Here is a 24,039-nt window from a genome sequence, read left to right as displayed (position 1 = left end):
CCAACGACGGGGTGTCTCGATCCCTGCTCTCCGGCCTCGGCAAGCAGGCCCACTTTCCGCTTGGTCCAGGCCCCTGCAGACGGCTGAGCAACGTAGCATCCATCTGGGTGCACGCCATGGGCATCAGGCACATCATTGTCTGCCGCGCGCACAACAGCTGGCTGGGCGCAGCGTGGAGGGACCTGCTGGCACTGCACCAGTTTATGGATCTGCGTCTGACATTGCTGTGGTCTCAGCCGTGGAAGGGCACCTCCCGTTTGGCAGACGTGCCGCACCACGTGATCACGAGCCGGCCTGCCGCGCACGCGGCTTTCGTAGATACGCCTCTGCATCCCTACCAGGCGTCGAGCGCTATGTCATTGGGCAGCATGGCCCAGGCCGATCGACCGGCGTTGGCTCCTGTGTTCGCGGCAGCCACCCGGGGGCGCGCGGTAGCAGTCCCGCTCGTAAAACGCCGAACCTGTCCAGGCGCCGATTCCAGCCCGGCGGCAATGTTGCGTCTGACGGGCCCAGAGGCAGAACCAGGACCGGGAGTTGCCGCACGCCTGCTGCAGATCCCGGATCCCGTGCAGGCGGCAGTACTCGCCATAGCAGCCGTCACCGGAACTGGACTGCGCACCATCGCCGAGACGCGTACCTGTGACATCGCCTTACACGGGCACGTTGTGATGACACATCGAGGCACCACCGCAAAGGGCCACCATCGACGGTGCTTCCTCCACGCGCTCCCACCATGGGCCCATCCCCTGCTCAGAGCAGCCCGGTTAGCCTCCCGGCTCCCTCCGTATGAAGGCTCATTCGACTGGGTCAGACAGGACGCGCGGCGGTTGCACCGTTTGGCCGATGAAACGGGTGTGCTGCTGTCGCAGCACTGATCGCCAAGGCAGCTTGCGCACCAGGGCACCCACTGCTGTTGAGCGAGCTCGGCACGGTAGGGGCAGACGAGCAACTCACCGCGCTGGCCGAACGGGCGGTTACCCATTGCAGCGTGGCCGATCCGGATGCCATGCCTGGTTGTTGGAAGGCCTGCGCGTGCCCGGGGGCTGAGGAACAGATCACCGCGCTGGTTCAACGCGTGCTCGCTCACTTCACCCTGGACAGCGAGGGAGCTGCGCGCTTGCTGCTGGACGAGCTACATGAGGCATCGGCCAACGAGCAAATCACCAACCTGACCGAACAGCTTCCTGCCAAAGGGCACTTCGAGCAATTCATCCTGCTCGGTGACCATAGCTACGGTCCCCCGTCCTGCGGGCCCTGCTGAGCGGTGAGCGGCAGGACGCCCACCCAGTTCTCGCGGCTCTCGCCGCCGGGCAGGCGGACAGCACCGACATCACCGAGCGACCCGCCGACGGGGAACTCTTCCGGCTCCCACTGCACTCCGCAGCGACCGGCGCCGAGCCGGTCCAGTGCCGCTGGGTTTGCCCGGATTCCCCGAACCCCCGCTGACCCCCTCAGTGCCATCCTGCCCCTGCGAGCCGCCGAGCAGAAGGAGGTTCGGCGAAGGTGACACTGACCGATACGCCTTCATGTCACCACCAGATCCGGATGCCTACCACCATGATCTTCCAACAAAACCGCCTCTGATCAGCGCATATACGTGTTCCCTCAGTGACATGCGAAGGCGAACATCTGGGTGACGGATTCCCCGAAGCTCACACTGTGTCCTGGTGGTTGGCGCAGACCGGCTCCCATGTTGCGGAGCCGTCCGTGGTGCCGGTCCGCTGGTGGAGCTCGACGGTGGCTTCGGAGGTGGCGGTGCCGTTCCTTGCCCGCTTGCTGGGGTAGGTCTGCTTGGGTGCTCGCACGATCCTCAGGCGCCGACCGGCTGCGCTGAATTCGAGGGTGACTCGGGTGCGCGTGTCCGTGGGGGCGTGGTCGCTGCGCAGGCGGTGGGTGGGGCGGATGCCGGGCACGTTGCCGTAGAGGGCGAAGCAGACCGCGTCCAGGATGCTGGTCTTCCCTGCTCCGGTGTCGCCGCGCAGCAGAAACAGGCCGTTGCTCGTCAGAGCATCGAAGTCGACGGCTTCCGTGCGCGCGAAAGGGCCGAACGCCTGAACGGTCAGGTGGTGGAGATACATCAGCTGGCCTCTCGTACCGCGGCTTCGGTGCGGACGCTTTCCAGCCCTTCTTGCAGCAGGTCCTGCTCCGGGACGGTGGCCGGAAGGCCGGTGACGTGGTGGAGGAAGCCCAGCGTGATCTCGTGGTCGGTGCGGCCGTTGACGCGGGCCCGGTAGGACTCCTCCTGGGTGCGCTGTTCCTGGGAGAAGCTCAGCTTCAAGGCGTGGCGGAAGCGCTGCTGCAGGCGTTCCATGGCCATGTGTGGCCGGTCAGGATCGGTGAGCGTGATGTGCAGCCAGCAATCCTCGTACCCGGTGTACTCGGGGTGGGTGAGCAAGTCGTTCAGAAGGCCGGTCAGTTGGCGCATGCGGCGGGGCACCGGGCACAGGATCTTGCGTGCCGACACGTGGGAGTCGGCGTCCAGATCGATCAGCCACACGGCCTTGGGGTGATCGGCTTCGGAGAAGGAGTAGGCCAGCGGGGATCCGCTGTATCGGATGCGGTCGCTGATTCGCTGGCAGCGGTGCAGGTGTCCCAGCGCTACATAGTCCACCCCGGCGAAGACGGAGGAACCGACCGAGGGGACACCGCCGGCGGTGATGTCCCGCTCACTGGCGCTGGGTTCCGCTCCGGTGACAAAGGCATGGGCGAGGACGACCGACCGGGTGCCGTCAGGACGCGTCGCCAGGTCGGAACGGACCTGCTCCATGGCCGCGCTGAGCACGGCGTGGTGACTGGGCTTTTCCGCTGCGAAGTGATCCTGGACCAGGCCGGGCTCGAGGTAGGGCAGGCCGTAGAAGGCCACCGGCCCGTGCTCGTCGTTCAGGACGGCAGGACGGACGCAGTCCTGAACGCTGGTACGCAGGTGGATCCCGGCGCGCTCGATCAGCCGGGCATTGACTCCCAGCCGCCGCGGCGAGTCATGGTTGCCGCTGATCATGACGAGCGGCACCTGGAGATCGGCAAGTTCTCCAAGAACCCAGTTGAACAGGTCAATCGCGTCCAGAGGAGGGATGGCGCGGTCGAACACATCGCCCGCGACAGCCACAGCCTCAACCTGTTCTCGCCGCACCGTGTCCAACAGGTGCTCCAGGAAAGCGCGCTGCTCCTTGAGAAGCGCCACGCGATGCAGTTGACGGCCCAAATGCCAGTCCGAGGTGTGCAGGATCCGCATGAACACAGACCGTAACCACCGAGGTAGCAGGTGCGGGCGGTTTTCCCGATAAACAGTCATGTTTGAGGTGACGTCGTGACAGACGGGAGGAAGGTTTCTTCTTCTGCCTCGTCCGGGGTGTGGGCAGGAGCCGCTCGCAGAGTAATTGTCAGTGTCAGGAGGAGGCCAGATAAGCAGCGGGGGAAGGTGGGTGTGATATCGCTATCACGTTCTGCCAGGTTTGATCGTGCCGGGGGGATGAGGGCTGCCGCTTCTCCCACCGGATCTGGGCGCCGCCGCGAACGCAACCAGCAACCGCACAGCAGGTCGATCGCCGCGAGGCTGAGTTCGAGCCAGACGGCATTGATGCTGAAGTCACGGGAGGGGAAGCGGCCGAATCCGGTGGTCTTGCCGCACCGGATTCGGTCCTCGACAGTGGCATGCCCGCGGTGGCGGGCTTCGAGGACTGGCCGATTGTCTCGCGGAGCGCACCCGCTTCTACGCCTGCGGGAAGGAGCCGGCCCCATGAGTCACAGGGAAGTGCCTCACGGGGATGGTAGGGGCGCGGCGGTGGCCAGGGGCGGGTCGAGGGGGCTGGGAAGTGGGCAGGCCCGGTCAAAGCTCCTGTTGCGCACCGCCTCGTGGACCCCGAACCAGTCCGATGGGCATGTCCCCGACGGCGTCAACGCGGGCGCGGGAACCGTGGCGGCGGAGGTGCTGTCGGCCGGTGGGGCGACCGGATGGCAGTCGACCGTGTACGACCCGCCCGTGCAGTCGACGGTCGATTCGCCACCGCATGCTGATACACCGAACATCAGCAACGCCGTCACCACGATCGTCGCGGTGCACCCTCGTTCGGTGGATGACGTAGACCGACTCCTCATGACCTTCTGTCCCCTCTTCTCCTGCCCATGGCGCAGGCCCTTCCCGAGCAGGCCACCGCATGCCTGAATCCATACGGGAATCGCGAGCAGGAGGGGGCTGCTCCGACCGCCTCGGGTGAGCGGATACATCCTGCAGAAAGGAGTTCGGTTCGCCTTCGGCAACGCAGGTTCCCTCACTCGGCGGTGACACATCATGAGCGGTACACATCTGCACCGCAGGCCCCAAACTTGCTGGATACGCGGGTGGCTCCCGACGTTATGCCGCCTTCCTGGGCCAGCGTGTCCCGGCCTGCTTGACGATACGGTCGCCGACAGAGAACAAGGCGTACACGTCGTCTTTCACCGGCAAGGTGAACTGCCGGCCGTCGTCAGCACGGATCGTCAGCAGGTAGTCGGTGCGCATGCCGGTGGTCAGCGTGACGGGCTGGACCGAAAGGGCGATCACCTCACCGGCGAAATGGCTGTCCACCTGTTGGTTCACTTGTCCCGCGAAGAGCCACAGGAGCAGAGCGATGGGCAGCAAACCCAGTACCAAGAAGATCCACATAACTGCCCCCGCCTGCCGCCCGCGGCGGGGACGTCCGCCGCGTTTGTTGAGCGTAACGCCGATATGCAGCGCCGCCCAGGGTAGGGATGACCTTCAACCGCGTGCCCACTGCGAAGTACCCGTGCCTACCTCGCACCAAGCTGAAGCGCCCACGGGCCCCGGCGCGAACGGGACGTCTCCCACAACGGCGTGAGCCAACGTCATCGCACGCTGCAGATCGCCGACCCTGTCGGCGTCCCCCGGTCGACGGTGTACGGGCACCTCGACAAGACAAAGGCCGTGCCCCGCCAGCCGAAGTAGGCCACGGTCATGTGGGGGCTTCCCCGGCGGCCAGACCGGCGGCAACCGGTACTTGGTGCTCGGCCTTGGCACGGGGCAGGCCGCCGACCTCGCGGTGCCGCCCGACCGGGGCGAGCTGATCGCCTATGGGCCGCTGCTGTCCGACAACGGTGCCACGTGGCTGGGCACGGCGGCGCTTGTCCGGGCGCCGGACCGGACACCGCACGCGCCATCCTGGCCCCGGACCGGTACGCCGACATTGAAGTGCACAACTGGCAGTTCGGCGGGCGGCCGTCATGACCCGAATACGTCCAGGCCGACGTCACCGCCGAAGCCTCCGGATCGCTCAGCATCCTCATGTTTCACCCGAACCCACGGATGCATCGGCCTGACGCACACCCGTGGACCCATGGGTTCGCGCTGCAGGACCTTCGGTTTCCTTGAACCCACGGGGATCGTGGCTCCGGAGTCCTACCTCTGACCTCAGCCGCAAAGTAGCTCGTGTTGTGGCTGTCCACGGTTCGTCAGGTCGCCCGTTGCCACGGGGCCGCCGGTTCGTTGAGCCGGTCGGTCTCGTGAGCTGAGGCGAGGGCGGGGACGCTGCTGCTGTTGGTGGCGGTGTTCATGTTGTCGCGGTTCGCTATGTGCCGTGGACGCCATCCGCTCGTTGTTGGCCGCTCGCCGTCACAGGCTCGCGCGGGGCTGGAAGCCTGCCGATGTCCAACTGGAGGGACTCCGGGGCAGGTGAGGATCCAGACAAGTGCGGGTTGCGACCGGCTACCCCTGGACAGCCGGCTCCGGCTCAACGATGGCGCGGGCTCCCAAACCCCAAGGCCCTTCCACCTGGTCTTCGATACGTACCCTGTAGCGGCGAGTGGGAAGCTCCACGACCATCGCCCACTCGCTTTCGGTCGCAAACTGTGCCGAGCCGGCTGGTCCCAGATTCGCGAGCGCCTCAGGCACCCTCTCGCCTGACGACGGGGCGGGAAGCAACGCGATCGCACCTGCCGTCACCTCGACGAGTCCCGCATCCGTCGCGTCCGCGCTGCACGGACGCTTCACATAGTCAAGGAAGTCCCGATCGGCGAGATGCTCGACGTCGGACCAGCACGCCTCGATCAGCACAAGTGCCTCGCCCACACCGAAAACCTCAACATAGCCGCCGCCGCTGACATGGATGCGGATCGTAAGCAGCTCACCGCCGTCGCATGTCACCCGTGCGAAGGGGAGATCGGTGCCCCAATTCAGCGCGTCCAGGCAACGCGCCCAATCGCTGCCACCCGCTTCGAGATCTTCGTCATTGACAGCGTTTGTCACTCCCTTCCATGTCGCGGCGATTCCGGCGTCCCCGAGAACCATCATGATCGAGCCATTGATGCTCACAACCGAACCAAGGTGGTTCAGCGCCTCAAAAACGCTCACTTGTCCTCTTTTCGTCAAGGCAGGCACCGCCAACCGCCGACCTCGGCGCCCTCCAGCGGCTGCCTGCCCGGCAGCTCGAAGCCAATATGCCCGTGAGATAGCGGCTCGGCCGAGGGCTTGGTGTTCGGCCTGTCAACCGACCGGGAACAGCGGCAGGAAGTCACCCTTCGCCGTTCGTACGTGGGCTCACGCCTTTGTGATGTCGTCGGACAGGGTGAAGCGGACCCAGCGACAGCTCCAGTCGTCGTCTGCATATGACTGTGGTGGTCCATACATCTCTTCCTCGGACATGTACCGTCCCCGAGTTCCTTCGTGCCATCCGCAGGTGACGCGATACGTGCCCGGCTTGACCCACAGCACCGTACCGAGGCCGAGGATATGGTCCAGGTTGAGCTGGACCGGGGGGTTCAGCCGGGCCAGGGCACTGAGTGATGCGGCTCTTTCCTGCGGCGTCGCGAACGAGCCGGTCTCGTTCGCGCCTACTGCTGCCCAGACGACAACGACCCGGCCGCTACGGAGCTCAAGCTCTCCTACTTCCTCTTCTTCGGCCACGGACGCCCCGGCTGCACGCCGACGTGGCGCGTCCGTCCTGTTCCGGGGAGTCCATGAGCGCATGAGCAAAAAGGCGTCGTCGTTGTCAGCGGGGCCGTTTTGGCGCCGGGCATACGCAATCTCGGCGCTGCCCTCGCCGTCCATTTCCCAGATGAGGCCGGCATGTTCCTCGTGGTCGCCGAAACGCACGAACGCGGCTTCGAGGTCATCGTCAGACGGGTGGAGCGCTGACCAGGCACGGGAATAGTCACAGGCGGTATCCAATTCATAGTCAGGGCTGTGAACTTCACCGCCCCAGTCCGAGAAGGAGTTGACCTCGCAGACGAGCAGCGGTCCGCCCTGAGAGCCAACCGTGGTGGACTCCCATACGTACGTGGACTGTGACCTGGAATCTTCGTTGCTCACGTGAGTGGCTGCCTATGAATAAGGGGTTCCGGAAAAGTTGGACGGGTGTCAGTGTGAGCCAATACCAGCGCTGCTGGCGTGCGTTTCCGCGTCGCACTGGTTGCCGCACTGTCGCAGACCAGCCCGCAGTCCCCAGCCTGACTGGCCTACGACGGCCGCAACGCCGTCACTCGATCGTCTTTCGCCGCAAGGGTCCTGCGACAGGGGCGGGTACCAGCTCCAGCGGGTCGGTGAGGATCCCGAAGCGCTGGCGCAGTGCCTGCCTCGCGGCGTATAGCCCGCACATTCCGTGGACTGCCGGGCCCGGTGGGGTGGAGGCCGAGCACAGATACAGCCCGGGGAGCGGGGTGGCGTACGGATCGCGGCCCGGAACCGGGCGCATCGCCGTCTGCCACGGAGACAGTGTGCCTCCAGCGATGTCACCGCCGACGTAGTTGGGGTTGTGTTCCGCCAGTCTGGCGGCGGGGAGGACATGGCGGGCGAGGACGAGATCCCGGAAACCCGGCGCGAAGCGCTCCAGCTGCGCGGTCACCGCTTCGCCCATGTCCAGGGGTGATCCGTGCGGAACGTGCGCGTAGGTGTAGAGAGTATGGCGGCCGACCGGTGCGCGTGTCGGGTCGACGACGCCGGGTTGGACGGCGAGGACATAGGGACGCTCGGGGTGTCGGCCTGCGGCGACCTCGCGTTCGACCGCGAGCGCCTCGTCACGGGTGCCCACCAGGTGCAGTGTGCCCGCGAGTTCGCAACCTGATGCCTTCCACGGCACCGGTCCCGACAGCGCGAAGTCGACCTTGCACACGGCCCCGCCGTACTGGTACGCCCGCATGCGGCGGGCGTACCGGCCCGGGAGTGTGTCCCCGGCGATGCGCAGCAGCCCGGCTGGGGTCAGGTCCAGCAGAACCGCGCTTGCCCGCGGCAGCTCGGAGAGGCTCCCGATGTACCGGCCGGTGACGATTCGCCCACCGCGGCGGCGCAGTTCGGCGGCCATTGCGTCCGCGATGGTCTGGCTGCCGCCCCGGGGGATCGGCCAGCCCACCGCGTGTCCCAGGGCCGCCAGGACCAGTCCGACCCCCGCCGGCACGGGGGCGCGCGGCGGGGCGATGGCGTGCGCGCTGACTCCGGTGAGCAGCGCGGGTGCAAGGGATCCGCGGAAGCGTGCCCCCCACAGCGGTGAGCCCTGCTCCGCGATGCGCAGGGCGAGGCGGGCTGCGGTGACGAGGTCCGGCGGGAGGCTTCGCAGGTCCGACATGGCGGTGCCGGCCAGCCCCTGCCAGCGGTCCACCAACGGGCCGAGCAGCGAACGCCAGGCCGGTCCGTCCTGTCCGAGTCCGTCGACCGTGCGCTCCAGGTCCCGCCAGGCGAGCCCCGCCCTGCCCCCATCGAGGGGGTGAGCGTACGACACCGCGGGACGCAGCATCCGCACCCCGTGTGCGGCGAGGTTGAAGGCGCGGAAGAAGGGTGAGGCCAGTCCCATGGGGTGGGCAGCGGAGCATATGTCGTGGTGGAATCCGGGCAGGGTCAGTTCTGCGGTGCGGGTGCCGCCGCCGACGGTGGGCGCGGCCTCGTACACCGACACCTCCAGCCCGGCCCCGGCCAGGACGATCGCCGCGGCCAGGCCGTTCGGCCCGGCCCCGACGACGACGGCGTCCACCTCGCCGTTGGACCTGTCCCCGATCCACCCGTCGGCGGGAGAACTCACCTGGTCGCCACCACCATGGTCTGGCCGTCGGCAGGGACACCGTCCTTGACTTCCCGGCCGTCGATGCTGACGGCGGAGAAGGTGAAAGGAAGCCCAGCGGCGACGAGCGGCCAGCGGTGGTCCATCAGCTGGAAGTGCAGGTGGGGTTCGCTGGAGTTGCCCGAGTTGCCGCACCGGCCGATCCTTTGACCGCGGTGGACGAATTGACCGGGCCGGACCGTGGCCGACCCTTGCTGGAGGTGTGCGAAGACTGCGTACGTGCCGTCCCCGAGGTCCAAGATGATGTGATTGCCGAGTATCTGGCGGGGCCCCGCGAGCTCCCGGATCATGCTTTCCCAGATCATGTAGGCGCCGGCGAACCGGTTCGAGCGGCTGAGGTGGTCTCTGGCACGGTCCCGTACCTTGACGACCCGGCCGTTGGCCGGTGCCAGCAGTTCCTGGCCGAAGGCTGGGAACTCCTTCGCTGGCCGGAAGCCGGGGCCTTCCCCGAAGGCCGGCCGTGAGCGCTCTTCGGGCTCGTGGACTAGGCCGACCGCGAACGTCTGACCGTAGGCGTTTGTGCGATGACTCGGCACCCTGGTGCTGGGGCTGTTGACAGCGCACCAGCGGCCGGTGACGGGAGCCCCCATTTCGCGGTGCGCGATCCGAGGTGTGGCATGACGGAACGACAGGGACAGTCCCAGTACCAGTGCCGCGGATCCGGCCAGCCAGAGGGCGGTCGCCAGGCCCGGGGTGAACACGGAAGGTGTGACCGACGGGCCCACTGCGGCGGTGCCCAGCACGACGGGACCCGCCACTCTGGAGACGCCCCTGACCCGGGCTCTGAGCCGGAACGGCCTCGGCAGCGCGCCCGGCGTGCCCTCGGCATCTCGCACGCGGCTCAAGCCGGTGCTCCCGCGGGAACGAACGGAGACAGGAACACGTAGTCCGGTTCGTTTTTCTGGTCATGCCCGGTGTGCCTGGCGATCAGGAACTGGAATCCCTGCGGAAGCTCGGCCTCGGCGCAGGAGTCCCGCACGGTCAGCTCCACGAAGTCTTGCAGCACCCGGTACGCGGGGAACTGTGTCAGATCTAGGCCAGGTTTGTTCATCAGCATGATCAGCTCGGCGCACACGTCGAACATCGCCTTCTCCCGGCGTCGGTTGGGGAACCACAGGAGCTGCGACCAGGCCCGGGGCGCGATCCGCGTGGTCTCCTGCCAGGGGGTCTGGGCGCCGTCCGCTGTCAGGACGCGGTGTAGGACGTGGAAGTCGTGCTGGGCAGGCTCGGGGGCGAAGAACTTCCAGTTTGGTATGAGCATTCCGGTTCTGTCGCGTTCGCGTACGCGGTCGAATGTGCTGTGCGGATGCTGGCCCGCGGTGGTCGCGCTGAGCCACACCGCGAGTCCGCCGAGCAGTAGCAGAGTGAGGGCCCCCCGGGACTCCGCCCGTAGTGCGCCGTCGTCAACTCGTACGGATGTCATGGGAATCCCCCTTCTTTTCGGTCCTCGCAGCGTCCTCGCCGAGGTTTGCGACGAAGTCCGACACCAGCTTGACGACGGACTTGGCCGTGTCCTGGTCCGTGAGCACAGAGTCGTGGTCGGCGCCGTCGATGATGTGATGCACGGCGTGCGGAGCCGCTTCGGCGAGTTCTGCGTGGAGTTCCGCCTGGACCGGATCCTGGGAGGCGGTGTGCCCGGCCGTCATGACGAGCAGGGGGACACCAGGGTCCGGCAGTTTCCCGTCGAAGGCAGCGAACTCCTCCTGTACGGCCCGCCATTCGCGGCGCCCCGCCACCCACATCCGCGAGTCGCGGTAGTGCGCCGTCAGCAGGCTCCGTACCTCCTCGGGCAGGCGATCGACCCAGCGGGGATTACTGAGCAGTGCTCCCATGCCGAATTTCAGGGAGATGGCGACAGACGCGAGTGAGCCGCTGAACATCTTTGCGCCCTGTGCCTGGCGGGACGAGCGCTGCAGCTCGGCGGGATGGCTGGAGTCGATCAGACCGACACCCAGGATGTGATCCGGGAGCCGGTCTGCCGCCTTCAGCGCCAGGTAGCCGCCCAGTGAGTGGCCGGCCACGACGACCGGGCGGTCACCTGCCGTGTGCCTGACCAGGTCGACGAGATCGTCCACAGCAGTGTCCAGGCTGTACGTCCCGTCCTCGGGCCCGGTATAGGTGCTGCGGCCGTAGCCCGCCCGGTGGTATGTCACCACGGGGAAGTGTTCCGACAGCCCTTGGACGATCCACTCCCAGTGCTCGGCGCTCGCGATGAGGCCGCTCTCGAGGATGACGACCGGCTGTGTGCCCTCATTCGTCGCCGCGCTGTCCGGTCCGGTGCGCCGGTACGAGAGCCTGTTGCCAGAAGCGGCGGTGAACTCCTGCTCATCACCTCGGCCCCGCAGCACCTTGTGGCTCTGGCGGCTCTTTTCCACCTGCAGGGCGCCCAGCGCGACGGCCAGCAGCCCGAGCGCGAGCGCCGGCAGTGCGTCGTCCCGCCGCTCCATGCGGCCCTGCGCCCCGGTGCGCTCACGCGGACCGGCGGCGTACAGCACGGCCGGGTGCATGGAGCCGAACGACCAGAGGAAGCGGCCGAGCCCCATGAACCTCGCGTTGGCGATGTGGAAGGCGGCCGCCGACCCCACCATGAGCGGGGCCGCTCGGCCCTTCGCCAGGAAGACCACTGGGAACGCGCACTCCAGGGCCAGCACCCCGGCACAGAGGGCGTGGGCCGCACGGGGGTGACGGCGCGCCAGTTCCCAGGCGGTGCGGTCCCCGTAGGTTAGGGTCCGCATCACTCCGGGCAGCGCCCGGCCGCTGCGCCATGTCGAACTGGACATCTTGCCCCAGCCGGACACGGCGTAGGAAAGCGTCGACTGCAGTGCGACGAACCACAGACAGGCGTCCACGATCTGCGGGTTCCGCTCGCCCGCCCGGGCAACCGTGGCGACGGACTGGACCAGGAAGGACACCTGGTCGGAGCCGTCGGTCCCGTAGTGGTTGAGGGGGTACAGGGCGAGCGAGGTACCCGACAGGACTGCGTTCGCGGCAACACGCACCGCGCGGGGCGACGGTGCCAGCAGGGCCGCCGCGGCACCTACCCGGGCGATATGCACGGCGCGGGTGACGCGCGGACGAGCGGCAAGGTCGAGCACCTTGCGGAGCGCCGGCGGCCATGTCGAGAGGGCCTCCCGGTTGACGTCCCAGTTGTTCAGCCCGCCGTGTTTTCTGTCCCGTTCCGTCGTCAGATACTCCAGGCTCGACACGAGGTGCGTCGTCGCGCTCAGCCGCTCGCTGAGCGACAGGGCCGTGGCCCGGCTCACGGCCGGCGGCGACAGGACGGCTCGCATCAATGCCTTCGGCCATCGCGCCATGAGGCGAACTCCTTTCTTTCTCAGGTTTCGTCGTGTCTCCCAGGGAGCGATGCGCTCTTCCAGCCCCCGCTCCGCGGGACAGCGACGGGCTGCATCGGGATGGTGAGGCTGGTCACGCAGGCGTCTGCTGGTAGGAGGTTGTGTTCCTCAGCCGAGCAGTTGGTGCGCGGCGAGCTCGGCGTACAGGGAGTCGTCGCGCATCAGCGCGTCATGGGTGCCGATAGACCGCAACCCGCCGTCCTGGATCACGGCGATACGGGCGGCCGAGCGCACGGTCGACAGGCGATGGGCAACGACGACGACCGTCGTCCAGGCGGCCAGCTCTGCGATCACCTCGCGCAGTGCCGCCTCGTTGACGGCGTCGAGCTGTGAGGTCGCCTCGTCGAGGAGGAGCAGGCGTGGGCGGCGCAGCAGGGCCCGCGCGATGGCGATGCGCTGGCGTTCACCGCCGGACAGTGAGGTGCCGTGGTGGTCGATCTCGGCGTCGAGGTTGCTGCCGAGGCGTTCGAACAGTGGCAGGAGCCGCGTCGTCGCCAGGGCTGAGAGCAGTTCCTGGTCGGTGGCGGCGGGGGCGGCGTAGGCGAGGTTGTCGCGCAGCGTGCCCGCCATCACGGGGGCATCCTGCTCTACATAGCCGATGCGGGCGCGCAGGGCGTTCAGGTTCCAGTCATGAAGGTCGCGCCCGTCGAGCAGGATGCGGCCCCGGTCCGGGTCGTAGAAGCGCTCGATGAGGCTCAGCGCGGTGGTCTTGCCGGCACCTGAGGGGCCGACGAGGGCAGTGAGGCCGGTGGCGGGAATCCGGAGCGAGAAGCCGTCCAGAGCGGGGGTAGTCCGCCCGGGGTAGGTGAAGGAGACGTTCTCGAAGACCAGGGAGGTCGCGCCTGTCCACACCGCATCATCGGCGTACGCCGGTGACAGTGCCTTGTCCACCGGCTCGGTGGGCAGCCGGGTGATCTCGGACAGGCGCTGTATCGCGGCTCGGGCAGCCTGGAAGTAGGTGCCGACATCGGTCAGCGACATGACTGGCTGGGCGAGATAGAGGACATACAGGAGGAACGCAGTGAGCGTGGCGACGGAGATGGCGCCGCTGCTGACCCGCGCCCCACCCACACCGAGCACGACGAAGAAGGCTACCTGCATCGCCAGCCCGGCGACGGTGCCCGCCACCGAGCCCCACCGGGCGAGCCCGACACCCTCGTCATACGCGTCCCGCGCTGCCGTGTAGATACGCTCGGTCTCGACCTCCTCCGCCCCGGACGCCTTGACCGTCGTGAAGGCGCTCAGCGCACGCTCCAGGGCCGTGCCCATCTCCCCGACCGACTCCTGTGCCCGCAGCGCCGCGCTCCGGATCCTGGGCAGGATGAGGCCGACCACGGCTCCGAGCAGCACGACCACACCGACAGTGACAGCGAACAGCACTGCGTCGACGATCGCCATCATCACCAGCGTGCCGATGATCATCACCACGCCCGTGAGGGCCTGCACCAGGGTCTGCGTGACGATCTGCCGCAGCAAAGATGTGTCACCCGCGGCCCGGGCGAGCAGATCGCCTGGTGCCTGGCTGCGCATGGCCCGCATCGGGAGCCGCAGCATGTGACGCACCAGCCCACGGCGCCCGGCCAACACTACGCGCTCGGCGGCACGTAGCAGCAGGAAGTCGCCGAAGGCCAGCACCAGCGCGGCCACCAGAACCAGGGCGGCCAGCTTCGCCAACCCAGGCGCTACCGGCTTGCCCTGTGAGTACGCGGTGAGTATGTCCCTCACCATCAGCGGCTGGAGCAGGCCGAGCACCCCCGACCCCACCAACAGCAGACTGGCGAGCGCGATCTCCCGCCAATGCGGGCGCAAATATCCCCGGAAGTCCATGAGCGTCTCCCGCAGGGAAAGCTCCTTGCCCGGTGCGGCCACAGCGCCGGGGGCGTCCACACCCGTCTCCGGCTCGTCCGTGATCATCCCGGGGTCCGAGGCCTCGGTACTCAGCGAAGTGCTTGCCATCGTGCGTCCTCACCTCTCCTGGTCCGAGGCCGCGGAACCGGCCTGCTCGCCCGGGCCTCGGTACACAGAGATGCACATGGGCTCGGTGCCGGTGAAGGGCGACCCATGCCAGTCCCCGTAGCGCGCCTCCAGGCGCAGTTCGGCGCGTTCTGCGTACGCGTCGATCTCAGCTGGTGTCGTCAGCCTGCTCGTCTCGGACGCGAGCCGGGTACGGCCGTCCTCGTGCCAGATGTGCGAGAGGTGCCAGATCTGCTGCGCAGGGATGATCAGGGAGTAGGACTGCAGGCCGGCGTTCTCCCCACACGGGATGAAGAAGGTGTCGCGGAGGCGTCCCTCGTGCATTCCGTCCACGAAGGCCGGGTTGTGCGTTTCGATGACCACGACACCGCCAGGTGCCAGAGACTGTGCGCACGTCTCCAGCACCTGCTGCTGCTCTGCGGGGTCGAGCAGCATCGACAGCGTTCCGCAGACGCAGAACACCAGCCCGTGCTTACGCTCACTCCGGTAGGTCCGGATGTCGCCGTGCACCACGGTGACCGGCCGAGGCTCGCGCGCCAGGGCGCTGCGCAGCATCTCCAGCATCTCCGGGGAGGAGTCGACACCGACCACCTCACCGGCGTGATCCGCCAGCGGCAGGGCGATCCGTCCTGTGCCGACGCCGAGTTCGAGCGCGGGCGTACCATCTCCGGGTTGGAGGCTGGCGAGCCATTTCGCCGTGCCGTCGCCCGGCGGGAAGATCTGGTTGTAGAACTCGGCGAACTGGCGTCCGTAGCCGAGGTCTTGAATGTCGCTCATACCGCCTGCTCGATAGACGATGGTTGTGGAGATCGCGTAGAGGGGCGAACTCCCTTTCTTGATGAACACGGGAAGGCGCACCGGCAGTGGTGCGCCTTCCCGTGGTGCGTCAGCGGTCCTTGGAAGGCCGTGGCGCCCTGGTGACCGCCCCCGGTCGCGGCGAGACAGGTGCAGACGCCCCGGTGAGCTGAACGCCCACCGCATCTCCGGCAGCGAAGGCCACCGCGCCGGCGGGCGTGGGGAGTTCGCCCCATCTGCCGAGCCCGGTCATCCCTCAGCGGGAACTCGGTCACGCCCACTCGAAGTCACATGCTCGGCCAGGGACATGACTTCGCACTTCGTGTCGTGCTGGTTCAGTTCAGCTGGGGTCCGGCCTGGGCCTCGGCTGAGGGATCCCACCACCGCCGGCGCCGAGCCCGGCATTGAACGCTCCGGTGAGCTGGACCCCCACCGCAACTCCGGCAGCGAACGCCACCGCGGCGGCGGGCGTCGCGAGGACCGGTGCGAGTTCACCCATCTGCCGGGCCCGGTCGGCCCTCAGCGGGAACTCGGCCAGTGCCCCACTTGTATTCACATGCTCGGTCAGTACAGACATGACAGCTCCAGACTTCGTGTCGTGGCAGTTCAACTGGGGTCCGGCTTGGGCCTCGGCTGAGGGATCCCGCCGCCGGAGCCCCCAGCAGCCCCGACCGCATAGCCGAGGGCGTAGGCGGTGACACCGACGGCCACTCCGGCAGCGAAGGCGGCGGGGGTGGCCATGACGGGAGTCAGGTCCGACAATTCGCGGGCCCCACTCTTGGCCGTAAACTCACCGAACAACGACGGCGATACGTCGTTGACGCGAGCAGAGATACTGGACATGGGTGTCCTTTTCTGGGTTTGGGAGAGCACATGTGACTGGCAAGTCGGTGTCGTACCTTGAGGATGAGCAGGTCCGTTCGAACACCGTCTGCGTGTGGATGACTCTCACAGCTGCTCGCCACCGACGCATCAGGGGAACTACGTAAAGGACCACGCAACAATCCTGCTCAAAGGGCTCGCGGCAATTGCGTCTCAGTCCCGGACCGCCCACACACACGGCCGACACCTCGGCGCATGGTCCAGCAGTGCCGTGAACTATTCCGGTGAGGAGCCGCCCGTCGCACGCCCGTGGGCCCACGCCATCGGGCTCGTCTCATCCGAGGGCGTTGCCGCGAACCACTTGGACGCCAGCGCGGCACGCGAGGACACGCCTATCTTGCGGTAGACCCGGGCCACATGGCTTTCGACTGTGCGCGGACTGAGGTGGAGCTTGGTGGCGATGGCCTGATTGGTGAGGCCTTCGGCGACCAGCCCGGCGATCTCCCGCTCGCGTGAGGTCAACGCGGCCAGCCCGTCGGCCGGTTTGGACGCGCCCCCAAGCACCACCGGACGCACCTGCTCGGCAATGGCGACCAACAGCCGTGCCCCGCCATCCGAGGCCAGGCGGCTGGCCCGGCGCCACATGGCGTCTGCGCGGGAGCCGTCCCCAGCGGCTTTCATGAGCGGGGCTCCGAGCAACAGGGAATGTGCCTCGCGGAGTACCGCTCCCGAGCGTACGCTCTCCGCCGCGGCCTCGGCGAACATCCTTGCCGCAGCGGCCACGTCTCCCCGGTACGCCGCGACTTGGCCGCGGCTGCGCAGCGCTGCGCCGTGCTGGGTCGGCAGACCGAGCTGTTCCGCCTCCTTGCCTGCGCGCTCGGCCCAGAGTTCGGCTCGCTCCATATCGCCGGTGGCGACGGCGGCAGTGACGAGCAGTTCCAGGAAGTCGGGGCGAAGCGAGGGCTGCAACCGCTGCAGGTCACTCCCGCCACCCGCATGCACCATGGATTCCAGCGCTCGGTGCGGATCGCCGCCGCTCAGCGCGGCGTAGGCAAGCATGGACCGGGCAAGAGACGCCCACCAGCTGTCGCTTGTGCCGGCCGCAGCCACAGCCTCCTCCGCAGCGGCCCGTGCGTCCGGATCACCCGGAGGGCGGGCCTGCAGAAGGATCTGGGATCTCAACGCCAGGGTGAAGGCGAGCAGTTCGCCGCTCCCCAGGGAGCGCACGACCGGCTCGGCCTCATCGGCCAGCGTCAGCGCGGTGGTGACCCGGCAGGTGATGAGGTGGACATAGGCCTTGCACAGCAGCAAGTGCGGCACCAGGTAGAGCTGGCCGGTACGCCGGGCGATCTCCAGCCCGCGATCGGAGTGGCGTTCCGCGTCGGCGTAGTTCTCGAGAAACACCTCGGTCCAGCCCAGTCTGGCCAGGGACTCGCACAGTCCGGCGAGGTCGTTGTCGGTCAACGCGTCCGCCAGCCTGGCTGCAGGCTCGGCGAACCGCCGGGCGGCGGCAATATCGCCCTCGTACGCCTCTCCCATCGCGACCAGGGCCAAAGCGACCACCTCGCCGATCTGGTCACCGACCGAGCGGGCGGTCGCCAGCGTCCGGACCAATTCCGCGCGCGCATCCGGAATCCGGACGGCGAACATCGCGGAGAAGCCCAGTTCCAGCCCGAGGGCGACACTCTGGGACGGTGATGGTCCAGGGTGCCGGGCGAGTTCACGGCGCAGAAGCGCAGCGGATTCCGGGTATCGCCCGAGATGACGCTCCATCACGGCGCACAGCGCGACCGCCGAGGTGCGGATGGCGGCGTCGCCGTCCGCACCCGACATGTCGATCACCTCGTGCAGTAGGTCGCGGCTCTCCTTCAGCCCGCCGCTCACTCCGAGCGCACGAGCGCGCGACAGCATCAGTTCACGTCGTTTGGCGATGTGTTCGGGGGCGCGGGGCAGGATCCGGAGCACGACGTCCAGCCAGTGGGCGGATGTTGCGGGAGCGGTCACGGCGGTTTGCTCGGCGGCCTCAATGAGCACGGCGGCCAGCTGCGGGTCCCAGCTCGTCACCGACCGCTCGAGGTGGTGGGCCCGCTCGACGACAGAGGCTCCGGCCCGCTCCAGTTCCACTGCCGCCCGGCGGTGGAACTCCTCGCCCCGCCAGGGGTCTATGCTCTCGCGGACCACCGCCCGGATCAGCGGGTGGCGCAGCACCAGCCGACGTCCCCCCTGCCCCGGTCTGAGGAGGTCCCGTCGCATCACCTGGTGCAGTGCCTCGATGACGTCCGCAACAGGGGCCCCGGTGAGCGCGCCGATCATTTCCGGAGTGGCGTGGTCACCGAGGACCGCAGCCGCCTCGAGGGTCCGGCGTTCCAACAGGCTCAGTGGCGACAGTTCGTCGAGCAGCAGCGCCCCGAGACTGGCGGGCAGGCCGTCCGAGCCGCTGAACCCGGTGGGGCCGCCGGATACCCGAAAGGGCGCCCGCGGATGGGGGGCTCCGCGATGGGCATGGAGAAGCGCGAGGAAGTACAGCGGGTTGCCCCCGCTCGCCACGAAAAGCTCGGCTGCCAGCACCCGGGGCAGATCGCAGGCCAGCTCCTCGACGCAGTCGCGTTCGGCGAGCGGCCCAAGAGCGAGCTGCAGCACCACACCGGTGTCCACTCCGCGGGCCAGTGCGGTGGCGAGTGCGGTCGGCGCCTGACGGTCACGCCGGGAGACGACAAGCAGCAGTGGGGCCGAAACCGGGTGCCGGACAAGATAGTCGAGCAGTTCCAGCGACGCCGGGTCCGCCCAGTGCAGGTCGTCCAGCATCACCACCAGCCGGACGCCACCGAGCCGCCCCAGCACGGCCGCCGTCGCCCGGTACAGGCCGAAACGGTCGCCGGCACCCTGGCCGCCCGGCCCTTCGATCACGCCTCGCAGGACCTGGGACAGCTCCACCAGCGCCGGGAGCGCCCGCAGTTCTTGCTGATCGAGATCGGCGAGGGCATCGGCGAACGGTTGGAACGGGCTGTGCCGCTCGTACTCCGTCGCCCGGCCGCGCAGCACCGTCACGCCCCGGCTGCGTGCCAGAACGCAGAACTCCGTCAGCAGCCGGCTCTTCCCGATGCCGGCCTCACCAGTGATGTCGACGATCGTCGGACCGCCCTCCCCCAGGCATTCCAACGCCGAGTCGAGCCGAGCGAGCTCCACGGACCTGCCGACCAACGGCGCTACGTCCGCGACCTGTGCCGACTTGTCTAACGCCTCAGCCAACAGAAGCCCCTTCCAGAGCACGTGTGTACCAACAAGCCCCTGTCGACCTCGGAATTGGAGGTGGGCGAAGGCTCGATCGGCCTCGACCGGGATCTGGACCTGGAATTCGGTCTGATCGCGCGGCACGGTCGGGCGAGGGGTGTCCCGTCTTGGGGGCGCCCCTCACCGCAGACAGTCCTCGCCCCGGCACCTGGTGACCGGTCTCGACCGTGCCTCCGGCAGCCCGCCGGCCTTGGGGTGTCAGGGGCACGTGGTGCCGTAGGCGGGCACGTTTCCCTTCAAGAGGTAGCCGTTGACGGCACGGTGTACGCAGGTGTCGCCGCTGATGTATGCGGTGTGGCCCTCGCCCTTGAACGTGAGCAGCACCCCGACACGGAGTTCCCTGGCCAGCTCGGTGGCCCAGGGGTAGGGGGTGGCGGGATCGCCGGTGGTTCCGATCACCAGGATGCGCGGGGCACTGGGGGCGTCGGCCCGCTGGGCGTCGCCCTTGAACGGCCATCCGGTGCACGCGGTCAGTGACCAGGCCAGGGTCGGCCCGAAGATTGGTGAGGCCTTGGTGAACCTGGGCAGCACCCTGGTGACGTCCCGCTCGGTGAAGTGCTCGGTGGCATCGGCGCAGGTGATGGCGGCGTGGGCGTCGATCGCGTTGGTGTAGTGCCCATCAGGAGTGCGCTGGGGCTGGCTGTCGCCCAGGGCCAGCAGGATCGTGCCGTCGCCGGCCATCGCCCGCTCGATCCCCTGGAGCAGCACGGGCCAGAAATCCTTGGAGTAGAGCGCCATGAGGACCCCGCTCTGGCCAATGCTCTGGGTGAGTTCGCGTCCGCCGTCGGCGGGGATCGGCTTGGCGTCCAGACCCTTCAGCAGCTTGGCAGTCCTGGTGAGTACCGCGCCCTGGGTCAGGCCCCTGGCCTTCACTTCAGGCTGCTGGGCCGCCCATCGGCTGAAGTGGCCGAGCGCACGCTGGAATGCCGCGGCCTTGAGGAGGAACCGCTCGGCGTTCATGGGGTGGAAGGCACCGTCGAGGACCGCGCGGCCGACCTTCTCGGGGAACAGGTGTGCGTAGACGGCGCCGAGCGAGGTCCCGTAGGACAGACCGAAGTAGTTCAGCTTCCGCTCGCCGAGCGAGGCCCGCAGCACGTCCAGGTCCCGGGCTGCGCTGATGGTGCCCACATGCGGCAGGAGCTTGCCCGACCGCTGTTGACAACCCTGGATGAGGCTTCGCTCCGCGGCGAGGAAGGCGGCTCTCTCCGTGGCGTTGTCGGGGCTGGTGTCCATCGCCAGCCAGGCGTCCTTCTGCTTGTCGTCCGCGCAGGTCACCGGGCTGCTCCGGCCGACTCCTCGGGGGTCGAATCCGACGAGGTCGTATTGGGTGCCCAGCTCTTTGAATGATGCTGTCGATCCCCCGCTGAACGCGTCGATCCCGGATCCGCCGGGGCCGCCGAAGTTGAAGACAAGCGATCCCAGGCGGTGGGCCCGGTCGGTGGCCCTGACCCGGATCAGCGCCACCTGGATGGTCTCTCCGCGCGGCTTGGCGTAGTCCAGGGGGACGGTCAGCTTGGCGCACTGCAGATTCTTCGGCCGCGGCGGCCCGCCGGGCTCGGCGGGCGGCAGGTTCGAGCATGTGGTCCAGTCCAGTCGTGGCGCGTGGTATGGCTTGGCCGCCGAGGCCTTCTCCTGGCCGCCGGTGACCACGCCGACCGCGATCAATGCCACTGCCGTCGCCACGATGAGCGTCCTGCCGACCGTCCCGAGGGCGGGACGTGCCCTGCTCCCCCGGGCGGCCGACGACGAGCGGCCGTCATCCGGACCGTCGTGGGGATTGCGGATCGACTTGCGAGGGAACAGCATGAGCTGTTCTCCTTTCGTTGGAGGCACGTGCGCGTAAGGACACGCCCAAGGGCGTGGTCGTGCGTCTTCCGTCTCGTGGGCTGCCGAGCTGCAACTCGGCGGCCCACTTCTCATGGGTGATCGGGCAGGGAGCGCGTGTTCAGGGCGCGGTGCCGCCCACTGCCTCATCGGACTCGTCCAAGAAGTTCTTCAGGCGTTCCAACTGGTCCCAGTGATGAGCGATTCGCTCTTCGCCCAACGCCGTCAGCGCGACATTCGTATTGGGCTTCTTGTGGACGAACCTCTTCTCGATCGTCACCAGACCGGCCTCCTCCAGCTTTGTCAGGTGGCTGGAGAGGTTTCCCTTGGTAAGCCGGGTCGCGCGCTGAAGGAAGACGAAGTCGGCGGATTTCACTGAAGACAGCACGGTCAGGATCGCCAGCCGGCCCGGCTCATGGATCAGCCGATCGAGAATCGGTCCGTCGCTATGCTCCGGCATTGCCGCTTCCAAGATCCAGGCCCTTGGCAGACTCGAAGGTGCGCCTGAGGACTCCGTGGTCGAAGATCCCGGTCACTATGGTCGCCGAGCCACTGAGCAGAATGCCGATATTGATTTTGGCATCAGCATCACCCCAGACCGGCAGAAAGCCGGTCACCAGAAGAGAGCCCAGGATGATGGCGTGGTGGATTCTCAACCCGACACCGACGGCGTAATAGCCCAGCATGACCAGCGCGAACGAGGCCGCAGTGCAGCTGACCGGCAGATCAAAGGTCCAGTCCACGAGCACTGCTGCGGCGATCACCGCCTCAGCGCAGACGGTCGCGACGACGGCCGTTGCCTGCGTCCTGCTGGAAGGCGTGACGCGCCCGTAATTCTCGTTGTAGTAGCGGTAGATGCCCAGGTATGCCGCGCCCGCCACCACCAGGGCGACCGGAAAGACCCAGACGAGGCCCAGCGGGCCCCAGGCCAAGTTGCCCAGCGCCGCGAGGATGAACATGACGCCTACCGGAATCGAGAGAAGACCTCTCAGGTGGGCGTAGATCGCCGCCGCAGACTCCAGCTTCCTGCGTTCCATTATCGCCGCCTCAAACTAGTTGGTGCTGCACACCTTGCCTTGCCGGATGGCCAGTGTCAACTAGTTTGCGCGGCAAACCTTATGCGAGGGGACTGATCCTCCATCCGTAGTGCGCTCCAGCGCGGGATCCTCGTTCTGGCAGGGCACAGCAGGGTGGTGCCCGCCAGGCCACCCCACAGCGATCCTGAGCAGCGCCGAGCAGGAGCGGGAAGACGAGCAGGTGGTACCGGTCGATCAGGCCGGCGTCCGAGAGATTGCGGTTGAGGGCGGCGCTGCCGTGGATGATGATCGGGCCGCCTTCGGTCACTTTGAGTGCGGCGACCTCCTCGAGCGACCGCAGGATCGTGGTCTGGCCCCAGTTCGACACCAGGTCGTCCTCGGTGAGGGTGGTGGAGACGACGTATTTCGGCATCACCTTGTAGTCGGCGAAGTCCTCCATCTCTGGCCAGACCGGGCTGAACGCCTCATAGCTGGCCCGGCCCAGCAGCATCGCCGTGGCTTCCTGCTGCTCCCGGCCCTTGATGTCGAATGCCTCGGGGAGGAACTCGACGTCCTTGAAGGTCCAGCCGGAGTTCCGGTAGCCCGGCTCGCCGCCCGGGGCCTCCACGACGCCGTCGAGCGAGACGAAGGCGGTGCTGATCAGGGTGCGCATCGAAGGTCTCCTAGGTATCTCGTGTTCTGGTTCTCAACAGCTGCGGTCGGTCGGCTTCGACCGGCTACGACCGGCCTCGCGGCTGCAGTACGCCAACTCTGACTGATTGACTGCGGGTCGCGGAGAAACTCATCGATCATCGCCAGCGCTCGGACCGATGAGTTTTCGCGCGGCACGAGGTCTGAAGTGGAGAGGTGTCCCCGTGCCAGAGAGAGAAGAGTGTGCGCAATGAGACTGGTACTGCAGGAGTTCCTGTCGCTGGACGGCGTCTCCCAGGGCCCCGGTTCCCCGGACGAGGACACGAGCGACGGATTCACCCAGGGCGGCTGGTTCGTGCCGCACCTGGACGAGGAGTTCGAGCGGCAGGCCGGCACCTGGCTCGGACAGGCGGACGCATTCCTGTTCGGCCGCCGCACCTACGCGAACTTCGCGCGGGACTGGCCGCAGATGACCGAACACCCGCTCGCCAGCATCATGAACGACCTGCCGAAGTACGTAGCCTCCCACAGCCTGACCAAGGCCGAGTGGCACCCGAGCACGATCCTCTCCGGCGACGTCCCCGCACAGGTCGCCGAACTGAAACGGCAGCCCGGCCGCGAGCTGCAGATCCACGGCAGCGCCCGGCTGGCCCAGTCCCTGCTTGCCGCCGGCCTGGTCGACGAGATGCGCCTCGTGATCGCCCCGGTGGTCGTGGGCACCGGCCGGCGCCTGTTCCCCGACGGCGGCACCCCGGCCGGCCTGCGCCTCGTCCGCAATGAGACGACACCGCGCGGACTCGCGGTCCACGTCTACGAATCGAGGGGACATCCTCAGTACGGGACGTACGGGGCCGACGCATAGGTCCACCGTGCCGAAGTGATCCCGATCTGAGTGAAGGTGCCACTCACCCCGTGGCGTCGACGTCGCGCAGGGGCCCGATCACGCGCCGCGGCCCCCACCAGGCTGACAACACGGGCCCCCAACCGGAAAGCCACGCGCCATGATGCCGCTCTTCCCCAGCACGGCCAGTCGGTAGTACGAGGCGACGGCAGGCTGTCCGGCGTAGTTGGGGCCGCATGAGGATCCGCGCCGAGATAGCTCCAGGGCAGATCTACCCTCCGCGGGCCGCGGAGGGTGAGCCGGTGATGGCGCGCGCTGTAGGTGAACCCAGCCGCCCGCAGCGCCGCGAGCACGGGACGGCCGGCTGACCTGCCGTCGGCCCACCGGATCGACTCCGGATCGAAGTGGGCAACGAACAGACGGCGCTCGCGTTC

Annotated in this window: 21 protein-coding genes and 2 pseudogenes; 4 read left to right on the top strand and 19 right to left on the bottom strand. The window is 67.8% G+C overall.

Translation table 11 applies throughout. The features are described from left to right. The first annotated feature begins 913 nt into the window (after nucleotides 1-913). Nucleotides 914-1,261 (top strand): hypothetical protein, encoded by a 348-nt coding sequence (locus OG741_RS37460; RefSeq protein ID WP_405605301.1) that lies wholly within the window; start codon nucleotides 914-916, stop codon nucleotides 1,259-1,261. Nucleotides 1,262-1,652: 391 nt separating this feature from the next. Here the strand turns inward: OG741_RS37460 and OG741_RS37455 are convergent, their stop codons facing one another. The 3 genes and pseudogenes from OG741_RS37455 to OG741_RS37445 form a co-directional block, all read right to left on the bottom strand. Further along, nucleotides 1,653-2,078 carry an AAA family ATPase gene (locus OG741_RS37455; protein ID WP_405605299.1) on the bottom strand — a complete coding sequence of 142 codons (426 nt, stop codon included), beginning with the start codon at nucleotides 2,076-2,078 and terminating at the stop codon, nucleotides 1,653-1,655. Beyond that, the gene (locus OG741_RS37450) at nucleotides 2,078-3,232 is read right to left on the bottom strand and encodes an exonuclease SbcCD subunit D (RefSeq protein WP_405605296.1); all 1,155 of its coding nucleotides are present in this window, start codon (nucleotides 3,230-3,232) and stop codon (nucleotides 2,078-2,080) included. Before OG741_RS37450 ends, OG741_RS37455 begins: the two co-directional genes overlap by 1 nt. A gap of 299 nt (nucleotides 3,233-3,531) precedes the next feature. After that, nucleotides 3,532-3,675: pseudogene (locus OG741_RS37445) on the bottom strand (IS1380 family transposase); the annotation flags it as partial. A gap of 163 nt (nucleotides 3,676-3,838) precedes the next feature. On the opposite strand from OG741_RS37445, the gene OG741_RS37440 reads away from it, so the two are divergent. Then, nucleotides 3,839-4,162: a hypothetical protein gene (locus OG741_RS37440; RefSeq protein WP_405605294.1), complete on the top strand. Its 324-nt coding sequence runs from the start codon at nucleotides 3,839-3,841 to the stop codon at nucleotides 4,160-4,162. A gap of 189 nt (nucleotides 4,163-4,351) precedes the next feature. Here the strand turns inward: OG741_RS37440 and OG741_RS37435 are convergent, their stop codons facing one another. Continuing rightward, nucleotides 4,352-4,642 carry a hypothetical protein gene (locus OG741_RS37435; protein ID WP_405605292.1) on the bottom strand — a complete coding sequence of 97 codons (291 nt, stop codon included), beginning with the start codon at nucleotides 4,640-4,642 and terminating at the stop codon, nucleotides 4,352-4,354. 304 nt (nucleotides 4,643-4,946) lie between these two features. On the opposite strand from OG741_RS37435, the pseudogene OG741_RS37430 reads away from it, so the two are divergent. Next, a pseudogene (locus OG741_RS37430) lies at nucleotides 4,947-5,221 on the top strand (hypothetical protein); the annotation flags it as partial. Nucleotides 5,222-5,698: 477 nt separating this feature from the next. Here the strand turns inward: OG741_RS37430 and OG741_RS37425 are convergent. The 15 genes from OG741_RS37425 to OG741_RS37355 form a co-directional block, all read right to left on the bottom strand. Continuing rightward, nucleotides 5,699-6,343, bottom strand: a complete 645-nt coding sequence (locus OG741_RS37425; RefSeq protein WP_405605290.1) for a hypothetical protein — start codon at nucleotides 6,341-6,343, stop codon at nucleotides 5,699-5,701. Nucleotides 6,344-6,529: 186 nt separating this feature from the next. After that, nucleotides 6,530-7,300, bottom strand: a complete 771-nt coding sequence (locus OG741_RS37420) for a hypothetical protein (RefSeq protein WP_405605288.1) — start codon at nucleotides 7,298-7,300, stop codon at nucleotides 6,530-6,532. A gap of 166 nt (nucleotides 7,301-7,466) precedes the next feature. Next, nucleotides 7,467-8,999 (bottom strand): phytoene desaturase family protein, encoded by a 1,533-nt coding sequence (locus tag OG741_RS37415; RefSeq protein ID WP_405605286.1) that lies wholly within the window; start codon nucleotides 8,997-8,999, stop codon nucleotides 7,467-7,469. Beyond that, complete coding sequence (locus OG741_RS37410; protein WP_405605990.1) at nucleotides 8,996-9,874, bottom strand: M23 family metallopeptidase; 879 nt, start codon at nucleotides 9,872-9,874, stop codon at nucleotides 8,996-8,998. Before OG741_RS37410 ends, OG741_RS37415 begins: the two co-directional genes overlap by 4 nt. Nucleotides 9,875-9,879: 5 nt before the next feature. Next, a complete protein-coding gene (locus tag OG741_RS37405) occupies nucleotides 9,880-10,461 on the bottom strand; it encodes a hypothetical protein (RefSeq protein WP_405605285.1) in 582 nt (193 codons plus the stop codon). Next, nucleotides 10,442-12,352 (bottom strand): alpha/beta fold hydrolase, encoded by a 1,911-nt coding sequence (locus OG741_RS37400; RefSeq protein WP_405605283.1) that lies wholly within the window; start codon nucleotides 12,350-12,352, stop codon nucleotides 10,442-10,444. Before OG741_RS37400 ends, OG741_RS37405 begins: the two co-directional genes overlap by 20 nt. A gap of 147 nt (nucleotides 12,353-12,499) precedes the next feature. Next, complete coding sequence (locus OG741_RS37395; protein WP_405605280.1) at nucleotides 12,500-14,347, bottom strand: ABC transporter ATP-binding protein; 1,848 nt, start codon at nucleotides 14,345-14,347, stop codon at nucleotides 12,500-12,502. 9 nt (nucleotides 14,348-14,356) lie between these two features. Further along, complete coding sequence (locus tag OG741_RS37390; protein WP_405605277.1) at nucleotides 14,357-15,142, bottom strand: class I SAM-dependent DNA methyltransferase; 786 nt, start codon at nucleotides 15,140-15,142, stop codon at nucleotides 14,357-14,359. Nucleotides 15,143-15,500: 358 nt separating this feature from the next. Further along, nucleotides 15,501-15,737, bottom strand: coding sequence for a hypothetical protein (locus tag OG741_RS37385; protein ID WP_405605275.1), 237 nt, complete (start codon nucleotides 15,735-15,737; stop codon nucleotides 15,501-15,503). Nucleotides 15,738-15,766: 29 nt separating this feature from the next. Further along, nucleotides 15,767-16,003: a hypothetical protein gene (locus OG741_RS37380; protein ID WP_405605273.1), complete on the bottom strand. Its 237-nt coding sequence runs from the start codon at nucleotides 16,001-16,003 to the stop codon at nucleotides 15,767-15,769. Nucleotides 16,004-16,258: 255 nt separating this feature from the next. Then, nucleotides 16,259-19,231 (bottom strand): AAA family ATPase, encoded by a 2,973-nt coding sequence (locus OG741_RS37375; RefSeq protein ID WP_405605270.1) that lies wholly within the window; start codon nucleotides 19,229-19,231, stop codon nucleotides 16,259-16,261. A gap of 240 nt (nucleotides 19,232-19,471) precedes the next feature. Continuing rightward, nucleotides 19,472-21,079, bottom strand: a complete 1,608-nt coding sequence (locus OG741_RS37370) for an alpha/beta hydrolase (RefSeq protein ID WP_405605268.1) — start codon at nucleotides 21,077-21,079, stop codon at nucleotides 19,472-19,474. Nucleotides 21,080-21,218: 139 nt separating this feature from the next. Next, a complete protein-coding gene (locus OG741_RS37365) occupies nucleotides 21,219-21,557 on the bottom strand; it encodes a transcriptional regulator (protein ID WP_405605266.1) in 339 nt (112 codons plus the stop codon). After that, nucleotides 21,544-22,134 (bottom strand): hypothetical protein, encoded by a 591-nt coding sequence (locus OG741_RS37360; RefSeq protein WP_405605263.1) that lies wholly within the window; start codon nucleotides 22,132-22,134, stop codon nucleotides 21,544-21,546. Before OG741_RS37360 ends, OG741_RS37365 begins: the two co-directional genes overlap by 14 nt. Nucleotides 22,135-22,213: 79 nt before the next feature. Continuing rightward, nucleotides 22,214-22,786 (bottom strand): dihydrofolate reductase family protein, encoded by a 573-nt coding sequence (locus OG741_RS37355; protein WP_405605261.1) that lies wholly within the window; start codon nucleotides 22,784-22,786, stop codon nucleotides 22,214-22,216. A 228-nt stretch (nucleotides 22,787-23,014) separates the two neighbouring features. Between OG741_RS37355 and OG741_RS37350 the strand changes: the two genes are divergently transcribed. Continuing rightward, nucleotides 23,015-23,626, top strand: a complete 612-nt coding sequence (locus tag OG741_RS37350) for a dihydrofolate reductase family protein (RefSeq protein ID WP_405605258.1) — start codon at nucleotides 23,015-23,017, stop codon at nucleotides 23,624-23,626. The last annotated feature ends 413 nt before the right edge of the window (nucleotides 23,627-24,039 follow it).

Origin of the sequence: Streptomyces sp. NBC_01410 (genome assembly GCF_045040195.1) — a bacterium.
Taxonomy (GTDB): domain Bacteria; phylum Actinomycetota; class Actinomycetes; order Streptomycetales; family Streptomycetaceae; genus Streptomyces.
The sequence above is the reverse complement of the archived record's forward strand: the minus strand, read 5'-3'. Positions and strand labels throughout refer to the sequence as shown.